Annotated in this window: 20 protein-coding genes and 1 tRNA gene; 16 read left to right on the plus strand and 5 right to left on the minus strand. The window is 70.6% G+C overall.

What is annotated here, in order from left to right; all coding sequences use genetic code 11:
- Positions 1-124: 124 nt before the first annotated feature.
- From ACFVYN_RS02035 to ACFVYN_RS02055, 5 genes are all read left to right on the plus strand, one after another.
- The gene (locus ACFVYN_RS02035; RefSeq protein WP_389991123.1) at positions 125-625 is read left to right on the plus strand and encodes a DUF5949 family protein; all 501 of its coding nucleotides are present in this window, start codon (positions 125-127) and stop codon (positions 623-625) included.
- A 4-nt stretch (positions 626-629) separates the two neighbouring features.
- Positions 630-1,235: a vitamin K epoxide reductase family protein gene (locus ACFVYN_RS02040; RefSeq protein WP_389991125.1), complete on the plus strand. Its 606-nt coding sequence runs from the start codon at positions 630-632 to the stop codon at positions 1,233-1,235.
- 124 nt (positions 1,236-1,359) lie between these two features.
- Positions 1,360-1,872, plus strand: a complete 513-nt coding sequence (locus tag ACFVYN_RS02045) for a hypothetical protein (RefSeq protein ID WP_389991128.1) — start codon at positions 1,360-1,362, stop codon at positions 1,870-1,872.
- Positions 1,873-2,045: 173 nt separating this feature from the next.
- A complete protein-coding gene (locus ACFVYN_RS02050; protein ID WP_389991131.1) occupies positions 2,046-2,528 on the plus strand; it encodes a tyrosinase family oxidase copper chaperone in 483 nt (160 codons plus the stop codon).
- Positions 2,512-3,378, plus strand: a complete 867-nt coding sequence (locus ACFVYN_RS02055; protein WP_389991133.1) for a tyrosinase family protein — start codon at positions 2,512-2,514, stop codon at positions 3,376-3,378. The genes ACFVYN_RS02050 and ACFVYN_RS02055 overlap by 17 nt, the downstream gene beginning before the upstream one ends.
- Before the next feature lie 137 nt (positions 3,379-3,515).
- Here the strand turns inward: ACFVYN_RS02055 and ACFVYN_RS02060 are convergent, their stop codons facing one another.
- Positions 3,516-3,815, minus strand: coding sequence for a chaplin (locus tag ACFVYN_RS02060; RefSeq protein WP_389991136.1), 300 nt, complete (start codon positions 3,813-3,815; stop codon positions 3,516-3,518).
- Positions 3,816-3,967: 152 nt separating this feature from the next.
- On the minus strand, positions 3,968-4,936 hold the full coding sequence (locus ACFVYN_RS02065; RefSeq protein WP_389991617.1) for a D-2-hydroxyacid dehydrogenase family protein: 969 nt from the start codon (positions 4,934-4,936) through the stop codon (positions 3,968-3,970).
- Between the two features lie 564 nt (positions 4,937-5,500).
- On the opposite strand from ACFVYN_RS02065, the gene ACFVYN_RS02070 reads away from it, so the two are divergent.
- Positions 5,501-5,776, plus strand: coding sequence for a hypothetical protein (locus ACFVYN_RS02070; RefSeq protein WP_389991139.1), 276 nt, complete (start codon positions 5,501-5,503; stop codon positions 5,774-5,776).
- 43 nt (positions 5,777-5,819) lie between these two features.
- A complete protein-coding gene (locus ACFVYN_RS02075; protein ID WP_389991142.1) occupies positions 5,820-6,548 on the plus strand; it encodes a hypothetical protein in 729 nt (242 codons plus the stop codon).
- A 144-nt stretch (positions 6,549-6,692) separates the two neighbouring features.
- Here the strand turns inward: ACFVYN_RS02075 and ACFVYN_RS02080 are convergent.
- Positions 6,693-6,765 (minus strand) — tRNA-Arg (locus tag ACFVYN_RS02080).
- 322 nt (positions 6,766-7,087) lie between these two features.
- Between ACFVYN_RS02080 and ACFVYN_RS02085 the strand changes: the two genes are divergently transcribed.
- From ACFVYN_RS02085 to ACFVYN_RS02105, 5 genes are all read left to right on the plus strand, one after another.
- Positions 7,088-8,695: a dynamin family protein gene (locus ACFVYN_RS02085; RefSeq protein WP_389991144.1), complete on the plus strand. Its 1,608-nt coding sequence runs from the start codon at positions 7,088-7,090 to the stop codon at positions 8,693-8,695.
- 3 nt (positions 8,696-8,698) lie between these two features.
- Positions 8,699-10,699, plus strand: coding sequence for a GTP-binding protein (locus ACFVYN_RS02090; protein WP_389991147.1), 2,001 nt, complete (start codon positions 8,699-8,701; stop codon positions 10,697-10,699).
- A gap of 232 nt (positions 10,700-10,931) precedes the next feature.
- A complete protein-coding gene (locus ACFVYN_RS02095; RefSeq protein ID WP_389991150.1) occupies positions 10,932-11,396 on the plus strand; it encodes a single-stranded DNA-binding protein in 465 nt (154 codons plus the stop codon).
- A 267-nt stretch (positions 11,397-11,663) separates the two neighbouring features.
- A complete protein-coding gene (locus ACFVYN_RS02100) occupies positions 11,664-13,076 on the plus strand; it encodes a TQXA domain-containing protein (protein ID WP_389991153.1) in 1,413 nt (470 codons plus the stop codon).
- Between the two features lie 75 nt (positions 13,077-13,151).
- On the plus strand, positions 13,152-13,532 hold the full coding sequence (locus ACFVYN_RS02105) for a hypothetical protein (protein ID WP_389991156.1): 381 nt from the start codon (positions 13,152-13,154) through the stop codon (positions 13,530-13,532).
- A 27-nt stretch (positions 13,533-13,559) separates the two neighbouring features.
- Here the strand turns inward: ACFVYN_RS02105 and ACFVYN_RS02110 are convergent, their stop codons facing one another.
- Positions 13,560-14,213, minus strand: coding sequence for an RDD family protein (locus ACFVYN_RS02110; protein WP_389991159.1), 654 nt, complete (start codon positions 14,211-14,213; stop codon positions 13,560-13,562).
- Positions 14,214-15,368: 1,155 nt separating this feature from the next.
- Here ACFVYN_RS02110 and ACFVYN_RS02115 point away from each other — a divergent pair.
- The 4 genes from ACFVYN_RS02115 (at position 15,369) to ACFVYN_RS02130 (ending at position 18,935) form a co-directional block, all read left to right on the plus strand.
- Positions 15,369-15,995 (plus strand): hypothetical protein, encoded by a 627-nt coding sequence (locus tag ACFVYN_RS02115; protein ID WP_389991162.1) that lies wholly within the window; start codon positions 15,369-15,371, stop codon positions 15,993-15,995.
- A gap of 194 nt (positions 15,996-16,189) precedes the next feature.
- A complete protein-coding gene (gene ettA / locus ACFVYN_RS02120) occupies positions 16,190-17,854 on the plus strand; it encodes an energy-dependent translational throttle protein EttA (RefSeq protein WP_352384069.1) in 1,665 nt (554 codons plus the stop codon).
- Between the two features lie 2 nt (positions 17,855-17,856).
- The gene (locus ACFVYN_RS02125) at positions 17,857-18,270 is read left to right on the plus strand and encodes a thioesterase family protein (protein WP_123760786.1); all 414 of its coding nucleotides are present in this window, start codon (positions 17,857-17,859) and stop codon (positions 18,268-18,270) included.
- Positions 18,267-18,935 (plus strand): hypothetical protein, encoded by a 669-nt coding sequence (locus tag ACFVYN_RS02130; RefSeq protein ID WP_389991165.1) that lies wholly within the window; start codon positions 18,267-18,269, stop codon positions 18,933-18,935. The genes ACFVYN_RS02125 and ACFVYN_RS02130 overlap by 4 nt, the downstream gene beginning before the upstream one ends.
- Before the next feature lie 162 nt (positions 18,936-19,097).
- On the opposite strand, the gene ACFVYN_RS02135 is transcribed toward ACFVYN_RS02130, so the two are convergent.
- Positions 19,098-19,511 (minus strand): globin, encoded by a 414-nt coding sequence (locus ACFVYN_RS02135; protein ID WP_389991167.1) that lies wholly within the window; start codon positions 19,509-19,511, stop codon positions 19,098-19,100.
- Between the last annotated feature and the right edge of the window lie 68 nt (positions 19,512-19,579).

Raw genomic sequence — 19,579 nt, forward strand, 5'->3', positions numbered from 1 at the left:
CCACGGGATCGGCCCTTCGCGCTGTTCGAGCCCGTCCCTCGTTCGTGTGGACGGACGGCGGCCCATCGCCCACTCGGGTGAGAACGCGTCCGGCGGCCGTCCGGAGCGTCGTTAAGGTCGCCCGGTGACCTCAACCCCAAGCGAGACCCGGCCCTTCCGCTCCGCCGACCTCGGCACCGTCGTCGTACTGCCCTGGAGCGGGGAGAACGCCGACGGCATCGACATCCCCCACCTCCTGGTCTGCTCCCTCGGGAACGCCGAGGGCGGTCCGGAGACGACGTCGGCGGCGGTCGAGCGGCTGCTCACGGACAACGGCCTGCCGGTCGGCCGGGAGCTGGTCGACGGCATCGCCAGGCCCAGTCTCCCGGTCGGTCTGCTTGTCGTCGCGGGCCAGGCCGTCCTCACCATGCCGCGGCTCAACGTCCAGTGCACCGTGCCGCCGGCGTGGCTGGCGGCGGTCGACGCACGCGGCTTCGCCTACCTGATCTTCACCACCCGCGCCTGGCCGGAGGTCGAGCCGGGCAAGTCCGTCGACCCGGCGACGCTCGCCGACTTCGTCAACGCCGACGAGACCCTGGACGCCGCCGCGCACATCGTGCTGCCGGCCCGCAGCCTGCGCGCCTGACGCCGTGGCCGCCCCGGAGCAGCACACGCGGGAGCCGGCGGGCGCGGGCCGCGCCTTCGCCCTGCTGCTGGTGATCACGGGGACGGCCGGGCTGCTGGCCTCCTGGGTCATCACGCTCGACAAGTTCAAGCTGCTCGAGGACCCGGACTTCACCCCCGGGTGCAGCCTCAACCCGGTGGTGTCCTGCGGCAGCGTCATGCGGAGCGACCAGGCCTCTGCCTTCGGGTTCCCCAACCCGATGCTGGGCCTGGTCGCCTACGGCGTCGTCATCTGCGTCGGCGTGAGTCTGCTGGCGGGCGCCCGCTTCCCCCGCTGGTACTGGCTCCTCCTGGCGGCCAGCTGCCTGTTCGGCGTCGGGTTCGTGTCGTGGCTGCAGTTCGAGTCGCTGTACCGGATCAACGCGCTGTGCCTGTGGTGCTGTCTGGCGTGGGTCGCCACGATCCTGCTGTTCTGGTACGTCGTCGCGCACGCCGTACGCCACCGGTTCCTGTCCGCGCCCGGCCCGCTCAGGACGTTCCTCGACGAGTTCGCCTGGGTGCCGCCGGTGCTGCACACCGGGATCGTCGGGATGCTGGTCCTGACCCGCTGGTGGGACTTCTGGACGAGCTGACCGGCCGCTGTCGGTTCGTCGTACTACTGCGGCACCCGGGGGATTCTTGCGCTGGTGACCGCCCCAGGATCGTTACGCGGTACGGACGTTGAGCCCCCGAACCCTGAAAGGGACCGCACCTGCCATGAAGTCGACCACCCGAACCCTTGCCGCCGTCGTCGCCGGCGTCGCGGCCGCCATGGGTGCCGCCGCCGCGCCCGCCGCCGCGGTCGGCACGGTCCCCGTCCCGGTGCCGCTGGAAGCCGCCGAGAAGAACCTCCACATGGAACTGCCGAGCCTCAGCGGGGAGATCCCGCTGCTGCGGCCGGGAAAGCCTGACGGTCCGCAGTTCGTCGAGGGCCGGCTCCTCCCGGCGCGGACCATTCCGCAGGTGCCGCTGAACGGCGGCCTGCCCGGCGCCGGCCTGCGCGCGCCCGTGCCGCATGTCCTCGGAGACGACTTCGACCACGCCGGTGTCGGTGTCCCCGCCTCCGACCTGCGCACTCTGGCGCCCGGACTGAGCGTGGACGCCCCGCTGACCCGGCCGAACCCCGACCACATGGGCCTGCCGGACACGAAGCTCCCGCAGGCGGGCATCCTCGCCCCGGTCCTGCAGACGGCGCCCGGCGCGGACCTGGGCATGGGACCGGGATTGTAGGACCGCGCCGACGCGGCGGCTCGGCGCGGCGAGTCGGTGCGGCGGCTGGGGCCCGGGCGTGGCGACCCGGTCCGTCGGCCTTCCGGGACAACCCTGCCCGGGCCGGAGGAGTGACCACGGGGGCCCTCGGGCGGTTACGGCTGTGTACATCGGAACCGGGCGAGGAGTACACGATGGTCGTCAGCGTCGGTGGGGGAGTGGCGAGGGCCGAAAAGGGGGCGGTGAGACCCCGGCCGGTGCGTACCGCGCGGCGGGACGCGTTGCGCGGGCTGCTCGCCGCGGCCGTGGCCGTCGCGCTGGCGCCCGTTGTCGCGGCCTCCCGGCCCGAGCGCCGGGCAGCGCCGCCCGCGGACCCGGCCTTCTATTTCGACGAGATCCATCGTGGCCGGCGCATCCGCGGCCTGCGGGTGATCGCCGCCGGGCATCCCGCCGACGCCGTCCCGTGGCAGGTCACCGTGGACGGCCGACCGCTGCACCTCATGCGCCGCGCCGACGGCAGCTGGCTGAGCATGGTCGACCACTACCGCTCGTACCCGACCCCGCTGGAGGCGGCCCGCGCGGCCGTCGACGAGCTGGGGCCGGGTCAGCGGCTGCGCGACCTGGGGACCATGGCGGGCGACGCACACATGGGGGGACACCATGGCGTACACGCGTAAGGACGTCAGCACACTGACCGCCACGGAGAAGCGGCGGTTCGTGAAGGCGCTGCTGGAGCTGAAACGGCGTGGCGAGTACGACCAGTTCGTGCGCACCCACATCCAGTACTACGTCTCCGACGGCGAGGACGGTCTGCGGACGGCCCACATGGCGCCCTCCTTCCTGCCCTGGCACCGCCGCTTCCTGCTGGACCTGGAACGGGCGCTGCGCCGGGTGGACCCGTCGGTGACGGTGCCGTACTGGGACTGGACCCGGGACCGCGGGACGACGTCCGTGCCCTGGACCAAGGACCTCCTCGGCGGCAACGGGCGGCGCTCGGACCGCCAGGTGATGACGGGTCCGTTCGCCTACGCGGGCGGCAACTGGACCCTCACGGAGGGCGTCACCGACGCGGAGTTCCTCACCCGCGACCTCGGGCACGCCGCCGCTCCCCTCGCGCTGCCGACCAGAACAGAGCTGGAGGGGGCGCTCGCCGACCCCGTCTACGACGTCTCACCGTGGAACTCGACGGTGACCAAGGGCTTCCGCAACAAGCTGGAGGGGTGGGGGAGCGGGCGGGGCAGTGCCGCCTGGCGCAACCACAACCGGGTGCACCGCTGGGTCGGCGGGGCCATGGTCGGCGGCGCGTCCGTCAACGATCCCGTGTTCTGGCTGCACCACGCCTTCATCGACCTGTGCTGGTACCGCTGGCAGCGGCGGCACAGCGGTGCCCGCTATCAGCCCGCGAGGCCGCCCGGTCCGACGAGCGACCAGTACGAGCGGGTCGTGGCCCGGCACGAGAAGCTGCCGCCGTGGGACGTGACGCCGGATCAGCTGGAGGACGTCAGCGGGATCTACCGGTACGCCTGAGACCCGGGGCGGGCCCGCGGAGGCGGTCCCGCACATGGTCCCGCACATTGTTCCGGACATGGTCCCGGACATGGTCCCGGACATGGGGAGAGCCCCGGCGCTCGAGGTGCCGGGGCTCTTGTGTTGCGTACGGACGATCAGCCGCCGTAGCCGCCGTGCCCACCCGGGCCGGGGTTGCCCTTGTGGCTGTCGCCGCCACTGATGTTGGCGCAGGTGTTGCCGAAGGCCGGGTTCAGCAGACCGACCGCGTTGATGGTGTTGCCGCACACGTTGACCGGGATGTGGATCGGAACCTGGACGACGTTGCCGGACAGGACGCCGGGCGAGCCGATGGCGGCGGCGTCGGCGTTGGCGTCCGCCAGGGCCAGGCCGGCGCCGCCGATGACCACGGCACCGGCGCCGAGGGCGACTCCTGCTGCCTTCGCGATGCGAGACATCACGTTCTCCTTTTGACTCGGTGAGTGCGGCGGCAGGACGCGCCGTCGCACTCCCCCTTCAACGCGGAGGCTCACTCCTGGTAACGGCGTTGATGTCGGGATCACCCTTTCTGCGGCGGGGGACCGGGTACCGCTCTGGCGTGCGAGGGAAATCAGCTCGGACCGGTCAGCCGTCGTACGGGGGAACCCGCCAGGTACGCCTGGATGTTCTCGACCGCCTGGCCGTAGTACGTCGTGTAGTTGGCCCGCGAGACATAGCCGAGGTGCGGGGTGGCGAGCAGGCGCGGTGCCGTGCGCATCGGGTGGTCGGCGGGGAGGGGCTCGGTGTCGAAGACGTCGACGCCCGCTCCGGCGATCCGGCCCTCGTGCAGGGCGGTGAGGAGCGCGTCCTGGTCGACGATCGCCGCGCGGGAGGTGTTGATCAGATAGGCGCCGGGCTTGAGGAGGGCGAGTTCGGCGGGGCCGAGCAGACCTCGGGTGCGGTCGCCGAGGGCGAGGTGGACGGAGACGAAGTCGCTGGTGCGGAGGAGGTCGGGCAGGGAGGGGGCGAGTGCGACGCCCACCTCGTCGGCGCGCTCCTCGGTGAGGTTCTGGCTCCAGGCGCTGACCTCCATGCCGAAGGCGAGCCCGACCTGTGCCACCCGGCCGCCGATCTTCCCGAGGCCGAGCAGTCCGAGCCGGCGGCCGTGCAGGTCGGCGCCGACGGTGCTCTGCCAAGGGCCGCCCGCGCGCAGGGCGTTGCTCTCCTCGACGATCCCGCGGGCCAGACCGAGCAGCAGCGCCCAGGTCAGCTCGACCGGCGGGGTCGAGGAGCTCGCCGTACCGCAGACGGTGACTCCGTGTGCCTCGGCGGCCGCGTAGTCGATGACGGAGTTGCGCATGCCGGAGGCGATGAGCAGCTTCAGCCGGGGCAGCCGGGCGATGAGGGAGGCAGGGAAGGGGACGCGCTCGCGCAGGGTGACCACGATGTCGGCGTCGGCGAGCGCGGCCGCCAGGGCGTCCTCGTCGGCGAAGTGGGTGTCGTGGGAGACGACGTCGACCCGGTCCGCGAGCGGCGACCAGTCGGCGAACTCGGTCACCACCCGCTGGAAGTCGTCGAGCACGGCACAGCGCAGACGCATGTCGGTCCTTTCCCCCTGCTTCATCCCGCCAAGGTGATCGACTCTACGCCGTGGCACTGTCAGTGGCGGTCGCGCATGATCCCGGTCGCCTGGGCGGGCTGGTGGGTCGGTCCCTGTCGGGCGTGACTCGGCCGTGCAGGACTTGACGTCGAGGACCGGGGTGCCGTGGACCGCGGTGCGCGGACCCCGGCAGCGGGAGACGCCGTCCAGCCCGACGAGCGCCTGCGGCCCGAAGCGGCCCGCGTCCGGCCGTGGACGGCTGTCTCCTCGCCTCGGCTGTCCATCGCCCCGCGCCGGGCGGACATGAAAAAACCCTCTGCCCACATCACGTGGTCAGAAGGAATGTGCGCCCCCGGCAGGACTCGAACCTGCGGCCAAGCGCTTAGAAGGTGCGCGGACCTGAGCGATGTGCTCACCTGCGTGTTCGCAGGTCGTCCGGGAACGGAAATCGTCAAAGCGCTTGCTGTCGATTCCGGGCGCCTGCTGGGTCAGGGCGTTCGAGAGCGGTGACGCCGGAACAACACCGTGAGGTATTTAGGTACTATGACGACGGAGGTGTTGACGATGACGACGGCGGCGAAGCCGGTGCGCCAGTCCCCGCTGAAGGTGGACCCGGCGACGGACAAGTTGATCAGCCAGGGCGCTCATTTCCTGGGACTGACGAAGAAGGACCTGGTGGCCGAGGCGGTCCGGGCGTATCTGGAGCAGCGCCGTGAGGATCTGCGGTCCGGCATGGTGGAGGCGCTCCGCGTGCTGGATGGCTCGCTGAAGTCGGATGTGATGCTGCTGACCGGGCTGACCGCGGAGGAGATCGACGCGGTCGGGGGAATCGAGGAATGAGCGGACCCGGCCCGCTGCGCCCGCCCGCCCGACGCTGCGCTGCTTGCGCGAGGATTTGTGCCTCGCGGTGCCGCCGGTCACGGCGCCGCTGGACGAGATCGACCACCCGGTGCTGGCCAAGGCGTCCGAGCAGTTCGCGGACGAGGACGGCAAGCACGAACGCATCCGGTCCGTGGACGACCAGGTGCTGTTCAAGGTCAAGGTGCAGCGGTGGCGCGGCGCGGTATGGCTGGACGCCGACCTGCCGTGGCTGGTCGCGGCGGGCCGGCGCGAGGACGGCTCGGGCGAGGACTTCTATGCAGCCCTTGAGGCCGACGGCCGCGCCGCCCGGGCGCGCTACAACGCGGACCATTCCGACGGCCTGAAGACCGCGACGCACACCGCTCACCTTCTGCCCGCGCGCGAGGACCACGTCCGGTACCGCGCCGAGGCCGGTGTCCGCTTCGTGCGCCGTCTGCGGGCGACTCTGCTGGACCTGGCGCGCGCCACGCTGCGCGACGGCCGTGAGCACACACGCGAGTTCGACACTTTCACTCTTGGTCTCCAGGTGCGGGCGGACGACGGCCACGAGACCTACCTCGCCGTCCGGATCACCGGCTCCGTACCGCCGAACCTGACCGTGCTGATCCTGCGCAACGTCCCCGGCTGCGAGGCTGAGGGCTGGTATCCGGAATACGCCCTGCCCGAGCGGGACCTGCTCCCGGCCGAACAGGCGTGGTCCAACCTCATGGACGCACGCGCGGCCGCCCAGGTGCTGGATGAGGAGGGGTAACCAGGCGTCCCTTGGCGCGAACTGCCACACCGATGTCGGGGTATGTATCCACGATCGTGGGCAGCCAAGGCGCTTGGTCTCACAGCGATGTGCATCCGGACATCAGAGAACCCCTCACGCGTTTCCGCAGGGAGAGGGTGTGTGCGCCCCCGGCAGGACTCGAACCTGCGGCCAAGCGCTTAGAAGGCGCCTGCTCTATCCACTGAGCTACGGGGGCCGGGTGTGGTGGCCTCTGTCTTGGGTGCCCGGGTGTGGGCCGTTCCGTGACGTTGCCGGGGACAAGGATAGGGCTCCTGCGACCTTGTCCCTGTTGCTTCGCCTCCGTGGCTCGATGTGGAGGTTCGGTGAAGCGGTCCTGATAATCGCAGGCAGGTACGAATAGTGCATCGCTTTTGGGGCCTGGCGCACCGGGTGTTGTGCACTCGTTATGCCTGGACTGTGCCTGCGTCCCAGTCATCCCTTCCATCCCTTGTGTCCGGTCGGCGCGCAGACATGGCCATATGCTTCAGAATTCCCCCAAAATTGGGCATTCTTCACATGTGGTGACCTTGGACGTACGGCCTCAGCTGCTCGACGCACTCTCCGCCCTGCGCGACCGTGTCGCCGCCGCACGCTTCCCGCTGCCCCTGGCGGGGGCCCCACGCGCGCGTGCCAACCGCGACGAACTGCTCGCCCAGCTCGACGACTATCTGGTGCCCCGGCTGAGAGACCCCGAAGCGCCGCTGCTGGCCGTGGTGGGCGGGTCCACCGGGGCCGGCAAGTCGACCCTCGTCAACTCCCTTGTGGGACGCCGGGTGAGCGAGGCGGGCGTGCTGCGGCCGACCACGCGGACACCGGTGCTGGTCTGCCATCCGGAGGACCACCACTGGTTCAGCGGAATGCGCGTACTGCCGGACCTCACCCGCGTGTGGGTGCCCCACCACGAGCCGGGGGACGAACTCCTGCTGCCCGGCGAGAACCCCGCGCGCGTGCTGCGCGTCGAGACCGCCGAGACCCTCCCGCGGGGCATCGCGCTCCTCGACGCACCCGACATCGACTCCCTGGTCGCCGACAACCGCGTCCTCGCCGCCGAGCTGATCTGCGCCGCCGACATCTGGATCATGGTCACCACGGCCGCCCGCTACGCCGACGCGGTCCCCTGGCATCTCCTGCGCACCGCCAAGGAGTACGACGCCACGCTCGTGACCGTCCTCGACCGGGTGCCGCACCAGGTCGTCTCCGAGGTCTCGCGGCAGTACGGCGCCCTGCTCACCAAGGCGGGCCTCGGCCATGTACCCCGGTTCACGGTGCCCGAGCTGCCCGAGTCGGCCTGGGGCGGCGGGCTGCTGCCGGCCACCGCCGTGGCCTCGCTGCGGACCTGGCTCGTCCACCAGGTGCAGGACCCCGCGGCCCGGCAGTACGCCGTCGCCCGTACGGCCCACGGCGTCCTGAACTCCCTCAAGTCCCGCATGCCCGAGCTGGCCGGCGCCGCCGCCGCCCAGTACGCGGCCGCGCTGCGGCTCACCGCCGCCGTCGAGGGGGCGTACGACAGCGAGTACGCGCGCGTGCGGGGGCGGCTGCAGGCCGGTGCCGTGCTCGCCGGTGACGCCCTCAAGCGCTGGCGGGCCTTCCCCCTGGACTGCACCGCCGCGGAGCTCCTGGACGCCCTGGTGGAGAGCCTGGGCGCCCTCCTGCTGTGCGCGGTCACCGCCGCCGACGAGCGTGTCGACGAGGCCTGGCGACGCGAACCGGCCGCGGCGGCGCCGGAACTGACGGACCGGGATCCGACCCTGGAGAGCGCCGAGCACCGGATCGGGATGGCCGTACGACGCTGGCGGCGGGAGCTGGAGGAGTACGCCGAGGAGGAGATCCGCGACCTCGACCGCGGGGCCCCGCCCGACCCGGAGACGGTCGCCGCCCTCGTCGCCACCGCGCTGCTCGGTGGACGCCGGGCCCGGGTCGCGGGCGAAGGACTCGCCGAGCGGATCGGCGCCCACGGGGCCCTGCGGCTGCGCGACCGGGGCGGACGGCTGCTCGCCGAGCACCTCGACCGGGTCGTGAACACCGAACGCGAGCGCCGGCTCGCCCCGCTCGACGCCCTCGACGTACACCCCGAACCACAGGCCGAACTCATCGCCGCGCTGTCCGTACTGCAGAAGGAGAGGTGACCGATGACCGCCGTCACGGATCAGGACCACACGGAGCAGGACCACGCGGGGCGGGCCGGGGACACCGCATCGGAGAACGGGGAGGGGCCGGTCGGGGAATCCGCGGGCGCCGAAGCGGACTCGGGCGGGAAGGACGGGCAGGCGCGCGTGGAGGGTGCTGAGGGTCGGGACTTGCGTGCGGACGCCGGGGGGGCGCGCAGAGGCGCGGGCTCCGGTCCCACGCGGGCGGACGCGGGCCAGGGACACGCGCGCGAGGAGGCCGAACGCGTGCGCGTGGAGGCCGTGGAAACCTCCGCGGGGACGGCAGACGCCGACTCCGGCGGCTCCTGGGACGACGGGCTCATCGCGCGGCGGGTCACCGCCGAGACCGAGCAGGCCGCCGTCGTGGAGGTCCGTGGGCCCAACGCCCCGCCCCCGGCCCCCCTCACGTACGACGGCCCGCTGCGCTCCCGCCTGGAGGCGCTGCGGGAACTGGTCGGGCTCTCGCGGACGCGGCTCGACAGCCGGACGCTCGCCGAGGCCGGCCAGGTGCTGGACGAGGCGGCCGCCCGGCGCAGGCTGTCCGGGCAGCACACGGTCGTCGCCATCGCCGGCGCGACGGGCAGCGGCAAGTCGCAGCTGTTCAACTCGCTCGCCGGAGTGGCCATCTCGGAGACCGGCGTACGCCGGCCCACCACGGCAGCGCCGATCGCGTGCAGTTGGAGCGACGGTTCGGCCAGTCTCATCGAACGGCTCGGGATCCCGCCCCGGTTGCGGCGGCGCCCGTTGCAGAGTGCCGACTCGGAGGCACAGTTGCGCGGCCTCGTCCTGGTCGACCTGCCCGACCACGACTCGGCCGCCGTGCAGCACCGCGAGCACGTGGACCGGGTTCTGGCGCTCGTCGACGCCGTCATCTGGGTCGTCGACCCCGAGAAGTACGCCGACGCGATGCTGCACGAGCGCTATCTGCGGCCCATGGCGGGCCACGCGGAGGTCATGTTCGTCGTCCTCAACCAGATCGACCGGCTGCCCGGGGAGGCCGCCGAGCAGGTCCTCGACGATCTGCGACGGCTCCTGGACGAGGACGGGGTAGCCCTCGGGGAGTACGGCGAACCGGGCGCGACCGTGCTCGCGGTGTCGGCGCTCACCGGGGACGGCGTCGGCGAACTGCGCGAGGCGCTCGGTCAGTTCGTGACCGAGCGCGGGGCTCCCGCGCGGCGGATCGCGGCCGACGTGGACGCGGCGGCGTGGCGGCTGCGGCCCGTCTACGCGACGGGCCGGCGCACCGGGCTGAGCGAGGCGGCGCGCGACGACTTCGCCGCCCGGCTCGCGGACGCGGTCGGCGCCACCGCGGCGGGCGAGGCGGCCGAACGCGCCTGGCTGCGCAACGCCAACCGCGCGTGCGGGACGCCCTGGCTGCGGCTGTGGCGCTGGTTCGAGGACCGGCGCGAACCTCCCACGGGCCGGCTGCCGCTGCGCGCCCACCCGGACGAGGAGGCTACCGCGCGGCAGCAGGTCGAGCAGGCCGTACGCACGCTCGCCGACCGGGCCTCGAGGGGGCTGCCCACGGCGTGGGCGCAGGCGGTGCGCGAGGCGGCCGTACGCGGCTCCCAGGGGCTGCCCGAGGCGCTGGACGAGCTGACCGCCCGGGCCGGGCTCCCACCGGGCCGTCCGCCGCGCCCGGGCTGGTGGCCGGTGGCCGTGCTGGCGCAGGCGTCCATGACGCTCCTCCAAGTCGTCGGCGGGCTCTGGCTGGTGGGCCAGATCGTCGGGGTCATGGCGCCGAACCTGGGAGTCCCGGTGCTGCTGATGGTGGCCGGAATCGTCGGCGGCCCGCTCGTCGAGTGGAGCTGCCGGATGGCGGCGCGGGGGCCGGCGCGACGGTACGGCGTGGAGGCGGAACGGCGGCTGCGGGAGGCGGCGTCCGGGTGCGGGCGGGCACGGGTGCTGGATCCGGTGGCGGCGGAGCTGCTGCGCTACCGGGAGGTCCGGGAGCAGTACGGCAGGGTCGTCGGGGTGGGGTGAGGGGCTGACGGAGATGCGGTGACGGGCGGTCCCGTGACCGGCGGTTCTGTGGACGGGGTCCCTCGTTCGGGTGGCGGAGTTTTCCACAACCCGGGGACGGTCCACAGGGCGCAGCGGGCTCGGCCCGGCGGAGGCAGTCTGGCTTCGCGGCGATCGCGCTGATGCGGTCGGCACGCAGACAGCAGCAGCCGTACGGGACGGGCCCGTACGCATGTCGGGAGGGGTTCCAGCGATGAACGAGACCATGATCTGCGCAGTGGGCAACGTGGCGACACAGCCGGTGTACCGGGAGTTGGCGACGGGAGCGTCGGTGCGGTTCCGGCTGGCGGCGACCGCACGCTATCTCGACCGGGAGAAGAACGAGTGGACGGACGGGCACACCAACTTCTTCACGGTGTGGGCCAACCGTCAGCTCGCCACGAACGTGGCGGGGTCGATCAACGTGGGTGATCCGGTGGTCGTACAGGGCCGGTTGAAGGTGCGTTCGGAGGTGCGCGAGGGGCAGCCGGCCTGGACCTCGGCCGACATCGACGCGGTGGCGATCGGCCACGACCTGGCGCGCGGCACCTCGGCCTTCCGGCGCACCCAGCGGCCGGAGAACACCACGGCGGGTTCGTCCGGGCAGCAGCCCGAGCCCGTCTGGGAGACACCGCAGGGCGAGGCAGCCGAACGACAGGAAGCCGTCGCGGTGACGTGACATCAGCTGGGGGCGCGGCGACTGCGACCGAACTGCGGCTTATCGGCGAATGCGTTCTAGGTGTCTCTGGTCGATATATCGATAAGTCATGCGGGTGAAAGGCCGTGGCGATAACGATTCCGAGTCGGATCGATCTTCCGACGGCATCCTCGGGAAGAGGGGGCCGGCCGCGTCCCTAGGATGCCGAACACAGCTCCCGGGGCTACTGATTCTGCTGGTGGGACCGCCACCCCGCTCGACAACGGGTCCTGCTCGAAGGGGAATTCCGTGTTTTCTGCGTTCTCTGCGCTGTCCGTGCGCGGACGGGGGGCGGCTCGCCTCGCGGCCGTCACCTTCGTCTCCGGCCTGCTCGCCGCCGGTGCGATGGTGGCCGTCGCCGGCCCGGCGTCGGCGGACGAGGCGGCGCAGAACCAGAGAGGGGCGACCGCCACCATAGGGGGCCTGAAGACCTACGGTGACGCGGTGATACACGACACCGACGGCGATCTCCCGGTGTCGGCCGGGCTGTTCGAGATGTCCGTTGAGGGCGGCGGAACCCTCCAGACCTACTGCGTCGATCTCTACAACCCCACGCAGAAGGACGCCAAGTACCACGAGACCGACTGGAGCGGCACCTCGCTGGGCGCCAACAAGGGTGCGGGCAGGATCCGTTGGATCCTGGAGAACTCCTACCCCCAGGTCAACGATCTCGCGGCGCTCGCCGCCAAGGCCGGTATCGCCTCGGGCCTGACCGAGCAGGACGCGGCGGCCGGCACCCAGGTGGCGATCTGGCGCTACTCGGACGACGCGGACGTGGACGCCGTCGACCCGCAGGCCGAGAAGCTCGCGGACTACCTGCACAAGAGCGCCCGTGACATCGCGGAGCCGGCCGCGTCCCTGACGCTCGACCCGCCCGCGGTCTCCGGCCACCCCGGCGAGCTGCTCGGCCCGGTCACGGTGCACACCAACGCGGCCGGTGCCACGGTCACCCCGCCGGCGGACGCGGCCACCAGCGGCGTGCGGATCGTCGGCAAGGACGGCAGACCGGTGACCTCGGTGAGCGACGGCGGCGAGCTCTACTTCGACGTCCCCGAGGACGCGGCGGCGGGCTCGGCCGACCTCACCGTGCAGGCCTCGACCACCGTGCCGGTCGGCCGTGCCTTCGCCTCCGAGAGCCGGAGCCAGACCCAGATCCTCGCCGGCTCCAGCGAGTCGACGGTCTCGGCCACGGCGAGCGCGACCTGGGCGAAGGAGGGTGCCGTGCCGGCTCTGTCCGCGGCGCGGAACTGCACCAAGGGCGGTCTGGACATCACGGCGGTCAACCAGGGCGACGAGGAGTTCGGATTCGAGCTGATGGGCACCAAGTACGCCATCGCGGCGGGCGAGTCCCGCACGGTGACGGTCCCGCTCCAGGAGGACCAGGCGTACGACTTCACGATCACCGGCCCCGACGGTCTCGCCGAGCGCTTCACCGGTGTCCTCGACTGCCGCACCCGCAGCAGTGAGCGGGGCGCCACGACCCAGACCCTCAGCGATCCCAGCCCCGCCACGGTTGCCCTCCCCACCACCGACGTCAACCTCGCCGAGACCGGCGGCTCCGCCACCACCCCGCTGATCGCCGGTACCGCCATCGCGCTGGTCGTGATCGGGGGCGCGGCCCTGGTCCTCACCGGCAGGAAGCAGAACCGGGCACAGGACTGACCGCGGCGCGTCGGTGACGGACGGGATGGCGTCGGTGAAGGGCAGTACCGCGTCGGTGACGGGCAGAATGGCGTCATGACCAAGCCATCCGCGTCGCCGGCGCGTCGTACCTCCTCGGACTCGGTGCTGTCCCTGTGGTCGCAGGACTCGGTGCTGTCGATCGGCTCGGTGGGTTCGGTGCTGTCCATCGGTTCCGTGGGCTCGGCCCTCTCGGTCGGCTCGATCGGCAGCGCCCTGTCCGTCGGCTCGATCGGTTCGGCCCTGTCCCTGATCTCGGCGGGCTCGTGGCTGAGCACGGGGTCACTGCTGTCGGCACGGTCGAAGTGGTCGGTGCTGTCGTGGCGGACGTCCGGGGGGCGGATGCGGTCCGTGGGGGCGGCGGGGGCAGCGGGGGCAGCGGGCGCGGTGGTCGTGGGTGCGGCTGTGGTGCTGGCCGTGCGTGGGGCAGGCGACTGACCAACCCTTGCGGCGGCGAACTGCCACTTACCTCTGCGGTGTCCCGGCACGACTGTCCGAAAGCTGTGGCTGCGGCTGTGGCTGAAGCAGATCTCGGGGGTCGCTGACGACCAGCGTAGTGGCCATCTTGTCCCACAGCTCCTGGCGATTCTTGTCCCACAGGAGCCAGAAATAGGGAATCAGAAGGGTGAAGCTGGCAAGGAATCCGATGAGCGTCTTCGCGATGACTTCCCGGAAGAACATTCTGAGCCATCCGGCGGTTCGAGCCTGCGGAATGCAGATGACTCTCATGTGAAGCAGCTGTTTGGCGGGCGTCTGGCCATATTGGAACGCTATGAGCGCCCAGATGACCCAGCCGATCACCAAAGTGCAGATCATGAGTACGAACTCCAGTACGTACCCGCCGAAGCGAAGTCCAGCAGTGGAGAGCCGTATTCCTTGCGGCAGGAACAGCACTTGACTGCAGAATTGGCAGGACAGTTCCTCGCCGGCGGGTTTCCCGCAGGCCGGGCATTCGGTGAGCGGTGTCAATGCCGCCGATGCTGTCGGCGGCGTTGGTTGTGGTGCGAACGGCGGCGGGGTCGTCGGAGGGTGTTGGGGTCGCTGGTCCCATTGCCGGGGCTCGCCGCGAGCCTCCTGCTCCACTCTCGTTCCCCTATGTTCATCGGGGTTGTCGGTCATTGTCGTCTCCACTTGCTGTTGCGCAGGCTCAGTGACCAAAGGGGTCAAGGGCCTGGGAGGTCCCGTAGTCCTCCCACTGCAGTGAGACGCGATCGCCGGTCCTCGGGTTGGCGTTCCACTCCGGGTGATCGCTGCATAGGTCGTGCTCGGCCTTCACGTACCCAATACTCTCGCCTTGTGTTGTTATAGATGACGTTCACCTGCCAGCGTATCGGTATGCCTTCCCCCCGGGGGAAACTTGGCTGGCTATCCAGGAGACTTGTACCTCTTCGTCGTCCGAGATGACATTGCTCTTGCCCTGGGTTGCGTATGCATCAGCCTCGGGGAATTAGCTGGCCGCTGTGACTACGGACGGCTGCTCTGCGGGGGCGGCACTCAGTCCGACTGCTGCGACCATCATCACTGGGCTACTCGCAGCCAAAGCCCTTCGGATGTCATGGTGACCACATTCCAAAGCGGGCGGAAATACATCGTGTGCGGGCGTCACGGCAGGGCGGTAAGTCGGGGCGATCCGAATTGGTGCTCGGTGCCTCTGCTGGTGCTGTGCTTGACCGCTTCGAGCGGTAGCTGTCGCCTGCCGGGGCGAGAGGTCCGCCAGGCATATGGCGGGTTCGCCTGCGGTACTGGCAGTACCTATGTCCAGGGGAGCACAGTTGGGAGGCAGCTGCATGTCGATCAAGGGGTTTGCGGGTACAGCATTCTCGCCGACGGGCTCGGCATGCGGGACCCGAGCGGCATCGGGTCCTGCCGGTCTTCCCGGGCGCACTGTACGTGCCGGCATACCGGGATCGGCTGGGGCATCTGCCCGCAGGAACTCGGCTTCGGTTCGGGGATGACATGCGGGCGGCGCCTGGCCGGTGGACCGAGGCTGGGCTGGGGTGTGGCCCCGCTGCACGAGGTGACTCGTCGCCGCAGTCCGCAGCGCGGGCTTCTTGGACTTCGGCGGGCGGTGTTCGACGGCTTGCCCGAAAGGGCCAGGTCGGACCCGCTCACCCGGTCGTCCGCTCAAACGCCTTCCAGGCCCCCCGCTCCAAGCCCCCCGACGCGCCCCAGGAGGTCCCTTCACGCCGCGTGGCTGGATCCGCGGCCTTGTTGGCGCTTCATGTACGTGTCACACAGTTGGTAGGCGGGGTGACTGGGGGAGGGGGACTCTGTATGTCCGTGCTGGGTGGCAATCGCGGTGAGCCGTCGGACTGGGCCATGAAGCGGTTCGGGCGGCATGCCGGCAGGCTGGTCGAGGCCATTCCGGAACAGCTGGCCAGGGCTCACACGCGGGCTCATGCCGTTCACCTCACCGCGAGGCTGAAGAAGCGCAGCCCTTACGGCGTCACCCTGGCCGAGGCCGTGCGCGAGAACCTCGCGGATACGGCTCGTGAGCTGGACGAGGCCGTGCGTGACGTGCGCGGGTACGAGTACGCAGTCATCAACGACCACGCTCTCTTCCCCTTCAAGTACGCCGATCGCCCGAAGCCCCTCGAACGCGCGCGGCTGGCAGCCAACGCTTCCCCCACGCGCCGCCGGATGCTCCTGAGTCACGGACCGGAGCCGCAGGCCGGCCTCTTTCCCATTGACGACGACCTCACGACAGAGGAGTACGAGGAACTGCACGAGACCTTCGAGGCCCTGGGTGCCTCCACGAAGCTCGTGTGCCTGTTCTTCACAGCCGACCCGGAGAACGGCATCCACGTCATCCACTGGGGAGACGCCCACCTCGAACCCGACCGCACCTTCACCTGGCTCTACAGCGAGCAGCTGCGAGTGGCGCCCCAGCCGCTTGAGTGAGCAGTCCCGGTCCTGGGCCGTCTCTGGGCCGTGCGAGGGCGCCCGAGGCCGACCAACGACGACCGACAGTGGCCGACCACGAACCCCCAGGTCACAGCCCCCCGACCAAACGGGTTACCACCCGAGGGTGGACCTCAGGCAAGATGGGGTGTATCTGCCCACTGCCCAGATCTCAAGTTGCCGGACGGTTTCTCTTGGCTGAGTACATCTACACCATGCGCAAGACGCGTAAGGCGCACGGAGACAAGGTCATCCTTGACGACGTGACGCTGAGCTTCCTGCCGGGCGCGAAGATCGGTGTGGTCGGCCCTAACGGTGCCGGTAAGTCCACCGTTCTCAAGATCATGGCGGGCCTTGAGCAGCCGTCGAACGGCGACGCGTTCCTGTCGCCCGGCTTCAGCGTCGGCATCCTCATGCAGGAGCCGAAGCTCGACGAGTCCAAGACGGTCCTGGAGAACGTCCAGGACGGCGCCGCCGAGATCATGGGCAAGCTCAACCGCTTCAACGAGGTCGCCGAGCTCATGGCGACGGACTACTCGGACGCGCTGCTGGACGAGATGGGCAAGCTCCAGGAGGACCTGGACCACGCCAACGCCTGGGACCTGGACGCGCAGCTGGAGCAGGCCATGGAGGCGCTGGGCTGCCCGCCCGGCGACTGGCCCGTCACCACCCTCTCCGGTGGCGAGAAGCGCCGCGTCGCGCTCTGCAAGCTGCTGATCGAGGCCCCGGACCTGCTCCTCCTCGACGAGCCCACCAACCACCTGGACGCCGAGTCGGTGAACTGGCTGGAGCAGCACCTCTCGAAGTACGCGGGCGCTGTCGTCGCCGTCACTCACGACCGGTACTTCCTGAACAACGTCGCCCAGTGGATCCTCGAGCTCGACCGCGGTCGCGCGATCCCCTACGAGGGCAACTACTCCACGTACCTGGAGAAGAAGGCCGCCCGCCTCAAGGTCGAGGGCCGCAAGGACGAGAAGCGCGCCAAGCGCCTCAAGGAAGAGCTGGAGTGGGTCCGCTCCAACGCCAAGGGCCGCCAGACCAAGTCCAAGGCCCGCCTGGCTCGTTACGAGGAGATGGCGGCCGAGGCCGACAAGATGCGGAAGCTGGACTTCGAGGAGATCCAGATCCCGCCGGGCCCGCGTCTGGGCTCCATCGTCGTCGAGGTCAACAACCTCTCGAAGGCGTTCGGTGACAAGGTCCTGGTCGACGACCTCTCGTTCACGCTGCCGCGCAACGGCATCGTGGGCATCATCGGCCCGAACGGCGCGGGCAAGACCACGCTGTTCAAGATGATCCAGGGTCTCGAGCCCGCGGACTCGGGCACGGTCAAGATCGGCGACACGGTCAAGATCAGCTACGTCGACCAGAGCCGCGCCAACATCGACCCCAAGAAGACCCTCTGGGCCGTGGTGTCGGACGAGCTGGACTACATCAACGTGGGCCAGGTCGAGATGCCGTCGCGGGCCTACGTCTCCGCCTTCGGCTTCAAGGGTCCTGACCAGCAGAAGCCCGCCGGCGTCCTGTCCGGTGGTGAGCGCAACCGCCTGAACCTGGCGCTCACGCTCAAGGAGGGCGGCAACCTGCTGCTCCTCGACGAGCCCACCAACGACCTCGACGTCGAGACCCTGTCCTCGCTCGAGAACGCCCTGCTCGAGTTCCCGGGCGCGGCTGTGGTCATCTCCCACGACCGCTGGTTCCTGGACCGGGTCGCGACCCACATCCTCGCCTACGAGGGTGACTCCAAGTGGTACTGGTTCGAGGGCAACTTCGAGTCGTACGAGAAGAACAAGGTCGAGCGGCTCGGCCCGGACGCCGCGCGCCCGCACCGCGCCACCTACAAGAAGCTGACCCGAGGCTGATCTTGCGGCACATCTACCGCTGCCCGCTGCGCTGGGCGGACATGGACGCGTACGGCCACGTCAACAACGTGGTCTTCCTCCGCTACCTGGAGGAAGCCCGTATCGACTTCCTGTTCCGCCCGGAGAAGGACTTCAAGCAGGGGTCCGTGGTGGCACGCCATGAGATCGACTACAAGCGGCAGCTCGTCCACCGGCACGCGCCGGTGGACATCGAGCTGTGGGTCACCGAGATCCGGGCCGCGTCCTTCACCATCGCCTACGAGGTGAAGGACGGCGACGACGTCTACGTCCGGGCCTCCACGGTGATCGTGCCGTTCGACTTCGAGGCACAGCGGCCGCGCCGGATCACCGCGGAGGAACGGGAGTTCCTCGAGGAGTACCGGGACGACGACGAGGAGGAGGCCGTCGCCGCATGACGGTCCTCCACCTCGCCGACGAGGGGGAGGCCGCGGACCTCGCCGCCTTCCTCTCCCGGCTGCTGCGCTACGACCGCTCGGCCGCGGTACGCCTCCAGGGGACCGGCACCGCGCTCGCCGTCTTCGGGCGCCCGCCCTCCTTCGACGTGCTGGCGATCCGTGCGGTGCGGCTCGCCAAGCCGTACGAGAACGGGCTCGACGTCACCCTCGATGTGACCGTGTCCGCCGGGGAACTCCTGGAGTCCGTCGACGAGAGCGCGAGTACGGCTGTCGTGCCGGGGCCGGTGACCGGGCCGCCGTGGGCCGGAGTGCTGCCGCCGCGCGGTGGGTGGCGAGCGGTGACCGGGCTGCCGGGACCGGAGGCGCTGCGGGCGCTCGTCCACGCCGGGGTCGCCGAATTCCGGGCCCGTACGGAGGAGTTGGCCCCCGAGGCACGTACGCGGGCCGAACTCGACAGGATCGGACGGGAGATCTGGTCCCGGACCGTGGCAGACACCCGACTGCCCGTGCGGGCCGTGCATGCGGCGCAGTCGCTCGGATTCCTGCGGCCCGGCGGGGACGTGGGGCTCTTCTCGTCGGGGGCGTGGCTGCGGCTGCGGACGCCCTACGGCTCGATCGCCGTACGGCAGGGGGGCCTGGGGGCGCTCGGCGTCAGCGTGCGCTGAGTGCGCTGAGCGGTCATCCTCCCCGGTCGCTGTCGTCCGGCCACGCGGGTGCCGCCGTGCCCACCGCCACCTCCCCAGCAGCCGGCTGTCCGCCGCTACGGCCGGCCGAGGAAGCGGGCTTGACCGGAGTGTGACCGGAAATCGACGCTCAGTAAAGAGTGATCAGTCGGCGGTGTTCACCATCGAAGCGGCCGCGTACGTCAGGTAGTTCCACAGCTGGGTCTCGTGCTCCTCGGACAGGCCGAGTTCGTCGACGGCGTCCCGCATGTGCCGCAGCCAGGCGTCGTGCGCCTCACGATTGACGGTGAAGGGCGCGTGGCGCATGCGCAGCCGCGGGTGGCCCCGGTTGTCGCTGTACGTCGTGGGGCCGCCCCAGTACTGGATCAGGAACAGCGTGAGGCGCTCCTCGGCCGGGCCGAGATCCTCCTCGGGATACATGGGCCGCAGGACCGGGTCCTCGGCGACCCCCTCGTAGAAACGGTGGACGAGGCGGCGGAAGGTCTCCTCCCCGCCGACCTGCTCGTAGAAGGTCTGCGTCTGCAGCGTGCCGCGCCGGATCTCTTTCACGTCAACCATGGTCTCAGACGGGGCGGACGAGGACTCAAGGCTTAGGACCTCCCGTGCTCAGGGTGCAGAGTGGAGAC

Origin of the sequence: Streptomyces sp. NPDC058307, assembly GCF_042880295.1 — a bacterium.
GTDB lineage: Bacteria > Actinomycetota > Actinomycetes > Streptomycetales > Streptomycetaceae > Streptomyces.

What these genes read in the sequence shown, in the direction of transcription:
- ACFVYN_RS02055 (WP_389991133.1), top strand. Translation starts at nt 2,512, where the DNA reads ATGGCGTACACGCGTAAGGACGTCAGCACACTGACCGCCACGGAGAAG.
- ACFVYN_RS02050 (WP_389991131.1), top strand. Translation starts at nt 2,046, where the DNA reads ATGGTCGTCAGCGTCGGTGGGGGAGTGGCGAGGGCCGAAAAGGGGGCG.
- ACFVYN_RS02070 (WP_389991139.1), top strand. Translation starts at nt 5,501, where the DNA reads ATGACGACGGCGGCGAAGCCGGTGCGCCAGTCCCCGCTGAAGGTGGAC.
- ACFVYN_RS02065 (WP_389991617.1), bottom strand. Translation starts at nt 4,936, where the DNA reads ATGCGTCTGCGCTGTGCCGTGCTCGACGACTTCCAGCGGGTGGTGACC.
- ACFVYN_RS02105 (WP_389991156.1), top strand. Translation starts at nt 13,152, where the DNA reads ATGACCAAGCCATCCGCGTCGCCGGCGCGTCGTACCTCCTCGGACTCG.
- ACFVYN_RS02090 (WP_389991147.1), top strand. Translation starts at nt 8,699, where the DNA reads ATGACCGCCGTCACGGATCAGGACCACACGGAGCAGGACCACGCGGGG.
- ACFVYN_RS02135 (WP_389991167.1), bottom strand. Translation starts at nt 19,511, where the DNA reads ATGGTTGACGTGAAAGAGATCCGGCGCGGCACGCTGCAGACGCAGACC.
- ACFVYN_RS02095 (WP_389991150.1), top strand. Translation starts at nt 10,932, where the DNA reads ATGAACGAGACCATGATCTGCGCAGTGGGCAACGTGGCGACACAGCCG.
- ACFVYN_RS02110 (WP_389991159.1), bottom strand. Translation starts at nt 14,213, where the DNA reads ATGACCGACAACCCCGATGAACATAGGGGAACGAGAGTGGAGCAGGAG.
- ACFVYN_RS02115 (WP_389991162.1), top strand. Translation starts at nt 15,369, where the DNA reads ATGTCCGTGCTGGGTGGCAATCGCGGTGAGCCGTCGGACTGGGCCATG.
- ACFVYN_RS02045 (WP_389991128.1), top strand. Translation starts at nt 1,360, where the DNA reads ATGAAGTCGACCACCCGAACCCTTGCCGCCGTCGTCGCCGGCGTCGCG.
- ACFVYN_RS02130 (WP_389991165.1), top strand. Translation starts at nt 18,267, where the DNA reads ATGACGGTCCTCCACCTCGCCGACGAGGGGGAGGCCGCGGACCTCGCC.
- ACFVYN_RS02060 (WP_389991136.1), bottom strand. Translation starts at nt 3,815, where the DNA reads ATGTCTCGCATCGCGAAGGCAGCAGGAGTCGCCCTCGGCGCCGGTGCC.